16 protein-coding genes are annotated in these 12,863 nt (G+C 67.4%); 4 read left to right on the top strand and 12 right to left on the bottom strand.

Annotation, left to right across the window (positions count from 1 at the left end):
- Positions 1 to 226: 226 nt before the first annotated feature.
- Together BLS42_RS19370 and BLS42_RS19365 are read right to left on the bottom strand one after the other, a co-directional pair.
- The gene (locus BLS42_RS19370) at positions 227 to 766 is read right to left on the bottom strand and encodes a DinB family protein (RefSeq protein ID WP_090583975.1); all 540 of its coding nucleotides are present in this window, start codon (positions 764 to 766) and stop codon (positions 227 to 229) included.
- Positions 767 to 795: 29 nt separating this feature from the next.
- Positions 796 to 1,521 carry a DUF2306 domain-containing protein gene (locus BLS42_RS19365; RefSeq protein ID WP_256336587.1) on the bottom strand — a complete coding sequence of 242 codons (726 nt, stop codon included), beginning with the start codon at positions 1,519 to 1,521 and terminating at the stop codon, positions 796 to 798.
- 132 nt (positions 1,522 to 1,653) lie between these two features.
- Between BLS42_RS19365 and BLS42_RS19360 the strand changes: the two genes are divergently transcribed.
- Positions 1,654 to 2,391 carry a TetR/AcrR family transcriptional regulator C-terminal domain-containing protein gene (locus tag BLS42_RS19360; protein ID WP_090583973.1) on the top strand — a complete coding sequence of 246 codons (738 nt, stop codon included), beginning with the start codon at positions 1,654 to 1,656 and terminating at the stop codon, positions 2,389 to 2,391.
- A gap of 7 nt (positions 2,392 to 2,398) precedes the next feature.
- Here BLS42_RS19360 and BLS42_RS19355 read toward each other — a convergent pair whose 3' ends face one another.
- From BLS42_RS19355 to BLS42_RS19320, 8 genes are all read right to left on the bottom strand, one after another.
- Positions 2,399 to 3,187, bottom strand: a complete 789-nt coding sequence (locus tag BLS42_RS19355) for an alpha/beta fold hydrolase (RefSeq protein WP_218122140.1) — start codon at positions 3,185 to 3,187, stop codon at positions 2,399 to 2,401.
- Between the two features lie 90 nt (positions 3,188 to 3,277).
- A complete protein-coding gene (locus BLS42_RS19350; RefSeq protein ID WP_090583972.1) occupies positions 3,278 to 3,775 on the bottom strand; it encodes an SRPBCC family protein in 498 nt (165 codons plus the stop codon).
- Between the two features lie 12 nt (positions 3,776 to 3,787).
- On the bottom strand, positions 3,788 to 4,219 hold the full coding sequence (locus BLS42_RS19345; protein WP_090583971.1) for an ArsR/SmtB family transcription factor: 432 nt from the start codon (positions 4,217 to 4,219) through the stop codon (positions 3,788 to 3,790).
- Between the two features lie 76 nt (positions 4,220 to 4,295).
- Positions 4,296 to 4,727, bottom strand: coding sequence for an SRPBCC domain-containing protein (locus tag BLS42_RS19340; protein ID WP_090583970.1), 432 nt, complete (start codon positions 4,725 to 4,727; stop codon positions 4,296 to 4,298).
- A gap of 180 nt (positions 4,728 to 4,907) precedes the next feature.
- The gene (locus tag BLS42_RS19335; protein ID WP_090583969.1) at positions 4,908 to 5,957 is read right to left on the bottom strand and encodes a sulfate/molybdate ABC transporter ATP-binding protein; all 1,050 of its coding nucleotides are present in this window, start codon (positions 5,955 to 5,957) and stop codon (positions 4,908 to 4,910) included.
- Complete coding sequence (locus BLS42_RS19330; protein WP_090583968.1) at positions 5,954 to 6,775, bottom strand: ABC transporter permease; 822 nt, start codon at positions 6,773 to 6,775, stop codon at positions 5,954 to 5,956. Before BLS42_RS19330 ends, BLS42_RS19335 begins: the two co-directional genes overlap by 4 nt.
- Before the next feature lie 8 nt (positions 6,776 to 6,783).
- Complete coding sequence (gene modA / locus BLS42_RS19325; protein ID WP_090583967.1) at positions 6,784 to 7,602, bottom strand: molybdate ABC transporter substrate-binding protein; 819 nt, start codon at positions 7,600 to 7,602, stop codon at positions 6,784 to 6,786.
- On the bottom strand, positions 7,599 to 8,009 hold the full coding sequence (locus BLS42_RS19320) for a TOBE domain-containing protein (protein WP_090583966.1): 411 nt from the start codon (positions 8,007 to 8,009) through the stop codon (positions 7,599 to 7,601). The genes modA and BLS42_RS19320 overlap by 4 nt, the downstream gene beginning before the upstream one ends.
- 199 nt (positions 8,010 to 8,208) lie before the next feature.
- Here BLS42_RS19320 and BLS42_RS19315 point away from each other — a divergent pair, with 199 nt between their 5' ends.
- The 3 genes from BLS42_RS19315 to BLS42_RS19305 all read left to right on the top strand — a co-directional run bounded on the left by BLS42_RS19315 (position 8,209) and on the right by BLS42_RS19305 (position 10,846).
- On the top strand, positions 8,209 to 8,805 hold the full coding sequence (locus tag BLS42_RS19315) for a hypothetical protein (protein WP_090583965.1): 597 nt from the start codon (positions 8,209 to 8,211) through the stop codon (positions 8,803 to 8,805).
- Between the two features lie 203 nt (positions 8,806 to 9,008).
- Positions 9,009 to 10,304 (top strand): cation:proton antiporter domain-containing protein, encoded by a 1,296-nt coding sequence (locus tag BLS42_RS19310; RefSeq protein WP_090583964.1) that lies wholly within the window; start codon positions 9,009 to 9,011, stop codon positions 10,302 to 10,304.
- Positions 10,305 to 10,666: 362 nt separating this feature from the next.
- Complete coding sequence (locus BLS42_RS19305) at positions 10,667 to 10,846, top strand: hypothetical protein (protein WP_090583963.1); 180 nt, start codon at positions 10,667 to 10,669, stop codon at positions 10,844 to 10,846.
- Positions 10,847 to 10,968: 122 nt separating this feature from the next.
- On the opposite strand, the gene BLS42_RS20740 is transcribed toward BLS42_RS19305, so the two are convergent.
- Both BLS42_RS20740 and BLS42_RS19295 read right to left on the bottom strand, forming a co-directional pair.
- Entirely contained in the window at positions 10,969 to 11,904 is a 936-nt protein-coding gene (locus tag BLS42_RS20740; protein ID WP_090583962.1) for a sensor domain-containing protein, read from the bottom strand.
- A complete protein-coding gene (locus BLS42_RS19295) occupies positions 11,901 to 12,716 on the bottom strand; it encodes an alpha/beta fold hydrolase (RefSeq protein WP_176803565.1) in 816 nt (271 codons plus the stop codon). The genes BLS42_RS20740 and BLS42_RS19295 overlap by 4 nt, the downstream gene beginning before the upstream one ends.
- Positions 12,717 to 12,863 lie beyond the last annotated feature (147 nt).

Genomic DNA, 12,863 nt, shown 5'->3' with positions numbered 1-12,863 from the left:
GAGCAAAACCGGTCCGAGTGTCCACGATGTCCTGAGACACACTGTCCACGATGTCTTGAGACAGAAATGTCCATTAAGTCATGAGACTCAATAGTCGTCATTCGGCGTCCATAACCGCCATGACTGATAGCGCAACTGATGGTTGGAGGGTCGCTTAGACGGCCGACTACCCGCCGTCGGACGTGAGGACCGCACCGGCAAGCGCAAGCGTCCACCCTCCCCGGGGCTACTCCCCCGTTTGCCCGTCCACGGCTTCGCGGAGGAGGTCGGCGTGGCCGTTGTGCCGGGCATATTCCTCGATCATGTGGCACAGGATCCAGCGCAGGCTCGGTGCAGAACCGTCTTGCCACGGGCGCCGGGCCAATTGGTCCAGGCCGCCGCCGGCCAGGGCATCCGAGACGCGGATCCGCGATCGGTCCACGGCGTCCTCCCAGAGCGTGCGCAGCTGGTCCGGGGTGTCCCCGCCGGCGGTCTGCCATTCCCAGTCCGGGGTGGCCTTCCAATCCACGGTGTCGAACGGGGCCTCCCGGTCCTGCGCGTGCAGGGAATGGGAAAACCATGCGCTCTCCACATAGGCCATGTGCTTCAGCAGCCCGCCCAGTGTCATCGATGAGGCGGCAGTAGTCGCCCCGAGGCCGGCGGCGTCCAGTCCGGCGCACTTCCACGCCAGCGTCGCCCGCTGAAAGTCCAGGAAACCCAGGAGGGTCGCGGCTTCGTCGCCTGCTAGGGGAGGCTCCGGGCGTCCCTGATCGTCCACAATTGTCATGCGCGTGAGTCTAACCCTCGTCCGCCCGCTCAGCCTCGAACTCGCTGGATGCTCTCCGCTCCGCCGGAAGATTGCGGCGAGCCGGCACGCGTCCGGCGACCCCGACGGCGGCGACTCCGGATGACGTACTCGGCCACCGCAACGTTGATCACCCAGGCAGCCCCCAGGAGCACTGCCCGGGTCGGCTCATCGGGCGGCCCCACCAGCAGAATCCACGGCAGGCTCACCAGCGCCTGAGTTCCCGCGGCGACGCCGATCGCGTAGCCGCGGGTCATCCACGCGCCGTGCCGCATAAAGTCGCGGCGCACAATCGCGGCGACGCCCAGGACGATGCTCGCCGCCATGGCCGAGCCGAAGACCATTCGCAGGACGAAGAGCGCCGGCCCGTCCCCGGGCGGCAGCGGATAGAAGGCGGCCATCCACAGGCCGGACAGGGCTGCCAGCAGGCCCGCCGGCGCCAGGATCCGGCCGGCTGCCCGGTGCCAGCCGCGGCGGCCCCGCAGTGCCGGGAGGAACTGGAATGCCCCGAGCAGGCTGTAGGTGGTGACGCTGAGAATGTGGGTCACCACGGGCACGGGCGAGGCGAAGAACCGGGCGTTCTGGGCCGTGACGACGGCGCCGCCGGTAAGTTCCGTCAGCCGCGCCGCACCCGCGATCACCGGGATGAGGCTGAGCAGGATCAATCCGGCGGGCACGGGCCACTGGGGGCGGCGGCGGACGCGGGGCACGGGGGCGGTGCTGGCTCGTGTTGTCACGGCGTAGTCCTTGGCTGGGATGGCTGACGGCGGTGGTACATGAGCCGTGGTGTACGGCGTACACCTGATGCGGCCACGTTAGGTGTACGTCGTACACTTGTCAATAGGGAACCGTTAGGGAAGGGTGGCCGAATGACCCAGCAAGCGGAGCGCACGCGCCGGATCCCGTTGAGCCGTGACCGCGTGCTGGCTGCCGCCGTCGCGCTGGCCGATGAGGTGGGGATCGAGGCGCTGAGCATGCGCCGGCTGGCGCAGGAACTCGGCGTCGTGCCGATGGCGCTCTACAAGCACGTAGCCAGCAAGGAGGAACTCCTCGACGGCATGGTGGACGCCCTTGTCAGTGAGATCGATCCCCCCGTCCGCGATGCCGGCTGGAAGAATGCGGTGCGCCTGAGGGTGCTCTCGGCGCGGCGGGCACTCCTGGTGCACCGGTGGGGCCGGCAGGTCCTGGAATCGCGCACCAACAAGACGCCGGCGGTCCTTGGCTACATGGACTCGTTCATCGGCATGTTCCTGGCCGGCGGCTTCTCCGTGGACCTGACCCATCACGTCATGCATGCCCTCGGCAGCCGCATGTGGGGGTTCACCCAGGAGCTGTTCGACGACTCCGCCGGCGGGAGCGCGGAGGGGCCGGTCACCCTTCCGCCGGAGGCGCAGGCCGCCATGTCCCGGGAGATGGCCGCGCGGTACCCGAACCTCCTGAAGGTCGCCACGGCCTCCGCGCACAAGGACTCCGTGGTGGGACAGGGCTGCGACGACCAGTTCGAGTTCGAGTTCGCCCTCGATCTGCTCCTCGACGGCTTTGAGCGGCTTCACCGGCAGGGCTGGACGTCCACTCCAGAAGAGACCCCGACGCCGACGGCGTCCTAGCTGCCGCCTACTCCTCCAAGAACCGCAGCAGGTACGGGACCGTCGTCCGCATGGCCCTCAGGTCGCCACCGCTCGCAGCCAGCTCGCCCAGATAATCCCCATGCGTGCCGGGTACGATCATCAGCCGCGCCCCGGGAATGACGCGCGACATCCGCACGGCATGCTCGGGGCTCATGACGTCGCGGTCGGCGCTCAGGACCAAGGTGCGGGCCGTGATGCGGCGCAGGTCATCGTCCTGCCAGCCGGGGAATGTCAGGATCCTCTGGCGGTCCAGCTCGAACAGCCGCTCGAGGTGCCCGGGCTCCGGGTGGAGCTTGCGGTCCGCATCCTGAAGCGCCTCCGGCATCTCGCCGAGGGTGCCCTTCGCCATGCCATCCCAGAACTCGTCGCTGACCGCGTCCCGGCTGACGAACGTCGAGGCGGCTATCAGGCACCGCACAGACGCCGGATACCGCATCGCCAGCGCCAGCGCGGTGTGGCCCCCAGCGCTGAATCCGAGCACATCCACGGAGTCCACGTTGAGCTCGTCCAGCACGGCCTTGACGTCGTCGGCCGAGTTTTCGGCGGTCAGCGGACGGCCGGTCGCGGCGGTCCGGCCGTGCCCTTCTTCATCGACGGCGATCACTTGGAGGCTCTCGGCCAGCAGCGCCGGGATGAGGCCGGCATAGTTCGTCTCGATGGTCGAGCCTCCGCCGGGGATCAACAGCAGCGGGGGCTCGTCCGCCCGCGGGTGGCCGTGGACCTCGTAGTACATGCGGAGGTCGCCGTTGGTTCCGTATCCGTGCGTGAAAGTCACATGGCATGCTAACGCCGTACATAGCCGGCTGAATAGGGCCAAAGAGGACGACGGCGGGAGTTTCCCGCCGTCGTCCGCTTGCGTTGCAGCTCAGGCGTTGACGGACTCGGCGAGGATCGCGTCGACCTGGCCCAGCGCCTCCCTCATGCCCTCTTCCATGCCCATAGCGACAATCTTCTCCATCTGCTCCTCCGCCTCGAACATGGACAGGACGGTCATTCGGGTGCGGTCACCGATTGGCTCCAGCGTCACAACACCATGAATGGTGCCCATGTCCGCCACGGGCTCGCCGTTGTCGTCCGCGAAGCCGTCATCGAACTCCAGGCGGTGCGGGGCGTCGATGGTCACGAACCGCCACCAGCCGCGGGCCTTCTCCCCCTCGGGCCCCGTCATGAAGTAGCTGGCCTCGCCGCCGGGGACAAACTCGTGCTTCTCGAAGGTGGCCGGCCAGGTGGGAGGCCCCCACCAGCGCTCGAGCAGGCGCGGGTCTTCCCAGATTTGCCAGACGCGCCCAACTCCGGCGTCGAACTCGGCGACCACGGTGAGGCTGAGCGCCTCAAGATTCTTGACTGAACTGATAACCGTCATGACGAACCCTTCCTATCCTTCAGTTGTTCCTTCAGTTTTGTTGCTTTGTGTGTTTTTGGTTTGTCCGGTGCCTGTCTGTGTTTTGTCAGGTTCTGTGGTGGCTGTTTCGGCGAGAAGGTCTGCGATCCGGTCGGCCCGTTGCCGCCAGATGACCTCGTACTCGTCGAGCAGCCGGCGGGCCCGTTGCAGTCCGTCATGGTTCGCCCGCACAATCTGCTCCCTCCCGCGCTTCTCCTTGGAGACAAGGGAAGCGCGTTCCAGAACCGCCACATGCTTCTGGACGGCCGCGAAACTCATGGCGTAGAGGGCCGCGAGCCCGGAGACCGAGTACTCGCCCACTGTCACGCGGCGAACGATGTCCCGGCGGGTCGTATCGGCGAACGCCTGGAAGAGGCGGTCAAGTTCTTCGTCGCTGAGTTGGGCTCGGAGCTGATCTACAACCATTTGGTTGTAGAATAGTCCGGCCGCTCGGGGGTGTCAATGGGTGGTTTCCCGGGCGCGCATGCCCCCGCCGTCCTGGCTATCGCCGTTCGGCGATTGCTTTCACGCTCTTCACGAGGCTGTCCCACATGCCCTTCGAGTGCTCGGCTTCCTCGGCACTGGCGTTGTTGTCCTGCGAGAGCGTGAATTCTGTCCTGCCGGACTGGTCCTCGAGCGTCCAGGTCAGCGTGTGGTAGTTCTCCGGCGCGTCCGCCTGGCCGCTCAGCGGGCTGAAGTGCGTGACCACGAGCCGCCGGCCGGGCTCAAACTCCAGGACGCTGCCCCGGTCCTCGTACGGTTTACCGTCCCAAATGCCCCGCCACACGATGGGTCCGCCGACCGTCCAGTCCGTCGCGACATCAGTGCCGAACATGAACTCCTTGATGGCGGCGGGCTCGGTGAGCACGGACCATACGCGGCTTGCGGGCGCCTCGATGGTGATGGTCGACGTCGCCAGATACTTCCCAGTCATAGCCCTCCCTTTTCTCCCAGAATCGGCTTCTCTCAGAATCGGTCGGCGCCGGCAGCGCCCGGCACCGAGACTACTCCGCCGACCGGAATGCCGGTAGGCCGGTCTCCACCGCGATACCGCGTTCGGGCCGGGCCCCGGCGGCCGCCGTCCACTTTCCCGGCCGCCGCCAAGAAATGCTGACTACGCCGGGTAGATGGCGATGGCGGCGGCCTTAATGACAAAGTAGACGGTCATTCCGGGGGTGAGGCCGAGGTCGGCTGACGCGGCCGGGGTGATGTCGGCGGAGAGGCCGCCGGCATGGACGCGGATCTGATCGCCGTGCGGCTCGAGGTCCGTGATTTTCACCGGGAATGAGTTCCGCGGGCTGCCGTGCTCTTCGGTGAGGAAGACCGATACTGCCGACGGCGCAAAGACCGCCACGCCCTCCTGCCCGCGGCCGAGGGTGCCGTCCTGATGGCCCGCGACCACCATCCCCTGGGCGGTGGTGACTCCGGCGTCGCTGACCGTGCCGGCCACCAGGTTCAGCCCGGCGAGGCCCGCGGCGAACCGGCTGCGTGGTCTTTCGAGGACTTCGCGGGTGGGCCCCGCCTCGCTGATCCGGCCATCCTCAAGGACGATCACCCTGTCGGCCAGCATCAGGGCGTCCAGGATGTCGTGGGTGATGATGATGGCCCTGCGGCCGGCGAGGACGCGCTTGAGGAGCCGGCGGAGCAGCGGGGCCGCATGGATGTCGAGTGCGGCCATCGGTTCGTCGAGCAGCAGCAGCTCGGGGTCGGCGGCGAGGGCGCGGGCCACGGCCACGCGCTGGGCCTGGCCGCCGGAGAGCTGTCCGGGACGCCGCGAGGCGAGGTCCCCGGCGTCGACTTCGGCGAGCCAGTGCAGGGCCGTTTCCCGGGCCGCGGAGCTGGACGCGCCGGCGCTGCGGGGTCCGAACGCAACGTTGTCCAGGGCGCTCAGGTGGGGGAAAAGGAGGGCCTCCTGGGCCAGGAGTGCCGTGCCCCTGGTGTGCGGGGCACTCCAGACGTGCCTGTCGGCCGCTAGGTCGAACAGGACCCTGCCGCCGAGCACGGCCTTGCCCGCGTCGGGGCGTAGCAGCCCGGAGATGATCGAGAGAAGGGTCGATTTCCCGGCCCCGTTCGGGCCGAGGATGGCGATGGTCTCGGCCGGCCCGAGGCGGAGGGAAACCTCGAAGCCCCGTGCCGCGAGCGTCGCGTCCAGCTCAAAGGTCACCGGAATGCCCCTTCCGGTGCTACGCCGATGCGCGGGCGACGGTAGGAGAGCCCGACGACGGCCACAGCCACGGCGACCAGCAGGAGAGAGAGGGCGACGGCGGCGTCGGCGTCGGTTTCGCGTTGCAAATAGATCTCCAGGGGGAGGGTTCGGGTGACGCCCTGCAGGCTGCCGGCGAAGGTCAGGGTGGCACCGAATTCGCCCAGGCTGCGGGCGAAGGACAGGACGGCGCCGGCGGCCAGGCCGGGCAGCACGAGCGGGATGGTCACCCGCCGCAGCACAGTGCTCGGGCGTGCCCCGAGCGTGGCGGCGACCGCCTCGTATTTGTTGCCGGCGGTGCGCAGCGCGCCTTCGAGGCTGACCACCAGGAACGGCAGGGCGACGAAGGTCTGGGCGAGGACGACGGCGGTGGTGGAGAAGGCGATCTGGATGCCGGCCAGTTCGAGGCTTTTGCCCAGGAGCCCCTGGCGTCCGAAGGTGTAGAGCAGGGCGATGCCTCCCACCACGGGAGGCAGGACCAGGGGCAGCAGAACGAAGGCCCTGAGCAGCCGCTGGCCCGGGAACGGACTCCGGGCAAGCACGAGCGCCAGGGGCACACCGAGGACGATGCAGGCGGCGGTGCTCGCGGTCGACGTGCGCAGGCTCAGACCGAGGGCAGTCAGTGAGGATTCCGAGGTGATCAGCGGGATGAACTGCGGCCAGTTGACCTTGGCCACCATGGCCACCAGCGGCAGCAGGACGAAGACTGCCCCTGCCGCCGCGATGGCGTAAATCCATGGCGGGATGCCGGTGTACCCCGTGCCGCTGCGTCGGTTCATGGTGGCCTTTACGGGGTGCCGAATCCGGCGTCGCTCAGGACTTTCTTGCCCTCGCTGCCGGTGACTGTCGCGATGAAGGCAGCGGCCAGCTCCTTGTTCTGGCTCGTACCGACGGTGGCGATCGGGTAGGTGTTCACGGCCTGGTCCGACTCGGCGAAGGGGATGCCCCTGACCTTGTCGCCGGCGGTCTTGACGTCCGTGACATAGACCAGCCCGGCGTCGGCCTCACCGGAGGTGACCTTGCCCAGGACATCCGTGACGGAGGACTCCTCGCTGACCGGCGCCAGGGTGGTGCCGGTGGCTTTTTCGACGGTCTCGGTGGCGGCACCGCAGGGAACCTGGGGTGCGCAGACCACCAACTTCACACCCGGTTTGGCCAGGTCCGCAAAAGAGCCGATCGACGCCGGGTTGGACGGCGGGACCGCGATCTCCAGGACGTTTGTGGCGAAGTTGGCCGGGGCGCCGTCGATCAGTTTCGCGTCGGTCAGCTTGGTCATGTTCTTGGTGTCGGCGGACGCGAAGACGTCGGCCGGGGCGCCCTGGGTGATCTGCGTGACCAGATCCGAAGAGCCTGCAAAGTTCAGCGTGATTTTGGTGCCGGGGTTCTTCGCCTCGAAGTCGCCGGCCAGCTGGGTGAAGGTCGATTTCAGCGAGGCCGCGGCGAATACGGTGATCGCCCCGGAAAGTTTGGGGGTCCCGCTGGCACCGGCACCGGTGCTTGAGGCGGTTCCCGCTGCGCCGGGCGTGCCTGCTGCGCAGCCGGCCAGGGCCGCGGTCAGGGCGCCGGCGACCAGCAGGGCGGTGCCGAGTCTGCGGGGCATGCTCATATGACGCTCTTTCCGTGGGGCGTTTCGATGATGACCGTGGTGGCTTTGACGACGGCGGTGGCGACGGATCCGAGCTCCAGGCCCAGTTCCCGGACGGCTTCGCTGCTCATCAGGGACACGACGCGGAAGGGCCCGCACTGCAGCTCAACCTGGGCCATGACCTTGTCCGCGGTGATGCCCGTGACCAGGCCGACGAAGCGGTTGCGGGCTGAGCTGCCCACCCGGGTGGGGTCCTCGGGAAGCTGGGCCTGGTCGCGGGCGAGGTGGGCAAGTTCCAGGCCGTCGACGGCCAGGCGGCCGGAGTCATCCTTGACCGGGGTCAGGATCCCGTTCTCGGTCCAGCGCCGGACGGTGTCGTCACTGACCCCGAGAAAACGTGCTGCTTCTGATACGCGAATTTTCGGCATACCTCCATAATCTCCTATTTGCGGAAAATATGGGCATACTGATCCGCAAATCAGTAAACAAACCCTCCCTTGGGGGTCATCCGCGGTCTGGCGGGCACCGGTCGGCCCTCGCTGGACCGCTGCGCCTACGCTCCCTCGATTTCGGCGCCAACCCGGACCATAATCGGAGGTAACCAGTTTCTGCCGAGAGGAGCCGGCCGTGGCAACCACAGCCTTGCTGGCGGGGATAAAGTACGCGGCCGCCGCCCTCACGCTGGGGCTGGTTCTTCTGACCGGGACCGGATGCTCGTACGACAATCCAGCAGAGACCGCGAAGATCACACCAGCGACCAACGGGATCCACACCGTCGTCGGACCGATGGAGCTGTCGGACATGCTCATCCTCTCCCACGAAGCGGAACAGCCCGGACGAATCATGGGAACCGTGTTCAACAGGTCCTCAACGGACGCGGTGGTCACCATTTCAGTCGCTTCAGGGTCGAAGGTATCGATTCCGGTCAAGGCCAACGGCTACACCTCCCTGGCGCAGCCACCGGCCATGATGCTGGAGTCCACGGCGGGATCCCCCGGCTCCATGGTCACAGTCCGGGTAAGCGAAGACTCCACGGGCACGTCGGCCGATGTACAACTCCCGGTCCTCGACTCCACACTGCCCGAATATCAGTCCTACATGCCAGCGCCACCCGCATCCGGCACGCCATCAACCACGCAACCCGGGAGCACAGCTTCGCCGGGCACACCTGGGGCCAGCCCATCCACCAGCCCATCCTCTTCCAGCCCCAGCCCCACCCACTGATCCCGGCGTAGGAGCGGACAACAGGGCTTAATTCTCTGGCGCAGTCTCCGGCCGAGGGATTCACTGAACATATTCACTGAACTGCAGGGAACGTCTAGTGCAATATGCGGCGGAGGGAGCGTGATCCCTATGGGCGGACCGATCCGGCTGCTGGAATCGGGCAACTCTTACGCGGCGCCCACGGAAGCGAGCGCAGATCCGTCATGGAGCTGACCGTCCTCGTCCTCGTCACCGCCGTCCTGTTCGCGTGGGCGCTGGTTTCGGCGCGGCTGCAGCAGGCGGACCTGACCGCTCCTATTGTGTTCACCGCTGTCGGCGCAGCCCTTGCCTGGTCCGGGCTGGTCCATGGCCCCTCGCCCCTGAGGACTATCACCCCGCTTGTCGAAGTCACTCTGGTGTGGGTGCTCTTCTCGGACGCCGCCCGCCTGCCGCTCCAGCAGCTGCGCCGGGACGTGGGCCGCTATGTGCGGCTGCTGGGAGTCGGCCTGCCGCTGACGATTCTGTTCGGGTGGGCCCTGGCCGCCTGGTTCTTTCCCCAGTTCGGGCTGTGGCTGGCCCTCCTCGTCGGCGCTGCGCTGGCCCCCACCGACGCCGCACTCGGAATCCCCGTGGTGACGAATCCGGCGGTGCCGTCGCGCATCCGCCAGCTGATCACCGTAGAGAGCGGCCTCAACGACGGCATCGCAACCCCGGTCGTCATGTTGGCGATCGCCGGCGCGGCTGCCGCAGCAGGCCTGGAGAGCGCCCCCGGTCCCGGCAGCGCGGCCGTCGAGTTGCTCATTGGCGCCGGCGTCGGCGCAGCGGCCGGCGCCGCGGGCGGGTGGCTGCTGCAGCTGGGCCGCCGGCGCGGGACCGCAACCGAGGACTTCGCCGGCATCGGAGTGCTTGCCCTGAGCCTGCTCGCCTACACCGCCGCTCTTGCCGTGGGCGGCAACGGATTCGTCGCCGCGTTCTGCGCCGGGCTGGCGTTCGGCACCTGCGCCGGGGAACGGGCACCGGCCGAACTGGCCTTCGTCGAGCAGATGAGCGGCCTGGTGTCACTGCTCGTGTGGCTGGCCTTCGGAGCCATCACCGTGCCGATCATGCTGGCGCACGCCCTCCCCCTGACCATCGCGTATGCCGTGCTCAGCCTCACGGTGGTGCGTATGCTGCCGGTGGCGCTGGCCTTGATTGGTGCCGGCCTCGACCGGGCCACCGTGCTCTTCGTGGGGTGGTTCGGTCCACGGGGTCTGGCTTCCCTCGTGTTCGCGCTGCTGGCGCTGGAAGCCCTTGGATCAGTGTCCGATCAGGCTGTGGCCGTCATCTCGGCCACCGTACTGCTCAGCGTCCTGGCCCATGGATTCAGCGCCGCGCCGTTGGCCGCCCGCTACGGACGGGCCGCCGCGGCAGCGGGACCGGAGCCCGGCGGACCCGTGCCGGTCACTCCCGCTCCTGCCCGGGGCCTGAGCCTCAAGCACACGCTCTCTTCGCGTTTTCGGCCGAAGCGGGCCCGTCACTAGTCCGCACTGGACCGCCCGCACTAGGCCCGCGCGTCGGCGTCGGCGTCGTCGTTCGCGTCGCGCGGGTGTGATGAGTCTCACGCGCAATTTTTGCCATCTGGCTTGAGCCGCCCGCGCGGCGCTGTGCACTATGGAAAGGCAAGGCGGGCAACGCAGTTTCCCGCCGATGCAGCCCTGACATTCCCTCCGACGCTACGCGTCCGCAGTGAACGTCGGGCACCCATCCTGGTGGACGCAATGAGGCCAAACCGGTGAGCTCGCAGAGCTGCCCAAGGTCTCAGGCGTTCCTGGTTTGGCCCCACGGCGGCTCCGCATCGGTGCGGCAGCCGGACCTCCGGAATCATGAATGGAAGCACTGAACAATGACGTTTGAAACTGCCAACTCCGTAACCCACAAGCTCTGGGACCGCTCCACCATGCACCACGAGCTGGACGCCCTGATCCACGACCTCTCTGAGCGCCACAACACCGCCAAGAGCAACATCGCGGTCCACGCCAGCGGCCCGAACACCTTCACGCTGAGCCTGAACCACGGAGCCTAAAGCCCGGGTTCCAGGCAGCTAGCAATACCCAACGACGACGGCGGGAGGTGGCTCCCGCCGTCGTCGTTTGGTATGAGTCCCCGCAGGTCAACCGGCAGTCAAGGCGCCACGCATTTCGGTCTTCACCCGGTACATGTCCTGGTCGGCGGCCAAAGCAGGGCCTTGGCCAGTTCCTTGTGTTCTGCCGGATCAGCGTCGGCCCGAACTTCCGTTTCGGCCTGGCCAACGGACATGCCCAGCCGGAGCTCGCTCCCCGCGATGATGACGGCACCGGCTAAGCAGCTCCGGACACGCCCGGCTACGGCCTCAAGCTCCCCCGGATGCTCCAGCCAGGGGATCAGGACCACGAACTCGTCCCCGCTGTACCGCGTCACGGTGTCCGCGCCGCGCACGGCCCCCGAAAGCATCAGCGCCACGTGTTCCAGGACGTCGTCTCCGGCCGCGTGGCCCAGCGTGTCATTCACCTGCTTGAAGTTGTTGACGTCGCAAAAGAGCACGCCGACACGGTTCCCCTGTTCGCCGGCGCGGGCCAGGGCCGTCAGCAGGTTTTCCTCCAGGTGCCGCCGGTTCGGCAGGCCTGTCAGCGGGTCGTGGAACGCCCGATGGTGAGGTTCCTCCAAGAGCTTTGCGCGGTCCGCTTCCGCGTCCTCAAGTCGCCGGTGGGCGCTGGCCAGCTCGCGCTCATACCGGTGCCGCTCGGGGGCAGCGAAAAAGATCATCAGATCCCTCGGCTCCGTCCCGTCCACGGTCCGCGTGACCGACAGCAGGACCGGCCTCCGGTGCCCGTCCGGTCCCAAGAGTTCGATCGACAGTTCACCGAGGTGGCCGTCGCGTTCCAGCTTCGGTCCGGCATGCGTCCGGTATATCAGCCTGTCCCCGGCTGGCATGAGGTCCAGCAGCCGGGTGCCGTCGAGGCCGCCTGCAGGAACTCCAGTCCAGGCGCACATGGTGGCGTTCGCGGCCAGGATGGTGCCGTCGGTTCTGGCAACGATGTAGCCGGCAGGCGCCTGATTGAAGAGCTGCCCATAGTCGACGGCCGCGGTTACCGTCTGGGTCATGCCGGTTTCAGGTATTCGAGGATGGCGGCGGACGTTTCCGCCGGCGCGCTGCTTTGCGGGAAGTGGCCCGTGGCCGCAAGCCGGACCAGGGTGCTGTTGGCGAGCGCCCTGTGCAAGTACGTGCCGACGTGGTCCGGCGTGACGACGTCGTCGGTGCTTTGCAGGACCAGCACCGGAATGGTGACTTCGGCGAGCAGGTGCCGGACATCGGACAGGAACGCCACCCGGGCAAAGTCGCGCGCAACGCGGGGGCTGATCCGCCCGAAGCTGCCCTGGATTTCATGGTCCAGTTCGGGAGCGTGCGGTGTATTCATGTAGACCGGGGCCATCGACTCGGCCCAGACAACATAGTTGGCATCCAGGGATTCGAAGACGTCGTCAATGTCCTGCCGGGTGAACCCTCCCACGTAGCCGTCCTCGGGGTGGTCGAGGTAGCTGGGCGATGCCGTGACCAGGACCAGACGGCCCACCCTGCCCTCTTCGTCCCGGGCGGCCGCGCTGACGGCCATCATGGACCCGACGCTGTGGCCGATGAGGGTCGCATCCTGCAGGTCGAGTTCCCTGCAGAGTTCCATCAGGTCATCGACGTAGGCGTCCAAGTTTGAATAGGTGGCCGAATCGTAGGCGGACTGGTCGGAGCCGCCGGAGCCCACGTGGTCCAGCAGGACCACCCGGTAGCGGTCGGTGAACCAGGGCAGAATCTTGCCCCACATGCTCTGGTCGGTGCCGAACCCGTGCGCGAAAACAAGGACCGGGCCGTCTTCTGGCCCGTACACCTGAACGTTGTTTCGCGCTGCTGCACCAGACGCCATCCGCCAACCCACTCTTTTCAATTCCGACACACAGGACCGCCGATCGGGGCCGACGGCGGCAAATCCGAGTCTTCACCCGGGCCAATCCGTCCGGCAGTTACCGCTGGCGCCGCCCCGCGAAATGTCCCCATTACAACGATGTAATTC

Origin of the sequence: Arthrobacter sp. ov407 (genome assembly GCF_900102895.1) — a bacterium.
GTDB lineage: Bacteria > Actinomycetota > Actinomycetes > Actinomycetales > Micrococcaceae > Arthrobacter.
Note: the sequence above shows the minus strand (reverse complement) of the source record. Positions and strands in the feature narration are given on the sequence as shown.

Bases quoted from the DNA above. Each gene is read 5' to 3' on its own strand.
- BLS42_RS19370 (WP_090583975.1), bottom strand. From the start codon at position 766: ATGACAATTGTGGACGATCAGGGACGCCCGGAGCCTCCCCTAGCAGGC.
- BLS42_RS19360 (WP_090583973.1), top strand. From the start codon at position 1,654: ATGACCCAGCAAGCGGAGCGCACGCGCCGGATCCCGTTGAGCCGTGAC.
- BLS42_RS19350 (WP_090583972.1), bottom strand. From the start codon at position 3,775: ATGACGGTTATCAGTTCAGTCAAGAATCTTGAGGCGCTCAGCCTCACC.
- BLS42_RS19345 (WP_090583971.1), bottom strand. From the start codon at position 4,219: ATGGTTGTAGATCAGCTCCGAGCCCAACTCAGCGACGAAGAACTTGAC.
- BLS42_RS19340 (WP_090583970.1), bottom strand. From the start codon at position 4,727: ATGACTGGGAAGTATCTGGCGACGTCGACCATCACCATCGAGGCGCCC.
- BLS42_RS19330 (WP_090583968.1), bottom strand. From the start codon at position 6,775: ATGAACCGACGCAGCGGCACGGGGTACACCGGCATCCCGCCATGGATT.
- modA (WP_090583967.1), bottom strand. From the start codon at position 7,602: ATGAGCATGCCCCGCAGACTCGGCACCGCCCTGCTGGTCGCCGGCGCC.
- BLS42_RS19320 (WP_090583966.1), bottom strand. From the start codon at position 8,009: ATGCCGAAAATTCGCGTATCAGAAGCAGCACGTTTTCTCGGGGTCAGT.
- BLS42_RS19310 (WP_090583964.1), top strand. From the start codon at position 9,009: ATGGAGCTGACCGTCCTCGTCCTCGTCACCGCCGTCCTGTTCGCGTGG.
- BLS42_RS19305 (WP_090583963.1), top strand. From the start codon at position 10,667: ATGACGTTTGAAACTGCCAACTCCGTAACCCACAAGCTCTGGGACCGC.
- BLS42_RS20740 (WP_090583962.1), bottom strand. From the start codon at position 11,904: ATGACCCAGACGGTAACCGCGGCCGTCGACTATGGGCAGCTCTTCAAT.
- BLS42_RS19295 (WP_176803565.1), bottom strand. From the start codon at position 12,716: ATGGCGTCTGGTGCAGCAGCGCGAAACAACGTTCAGGTGTACGGGCCA.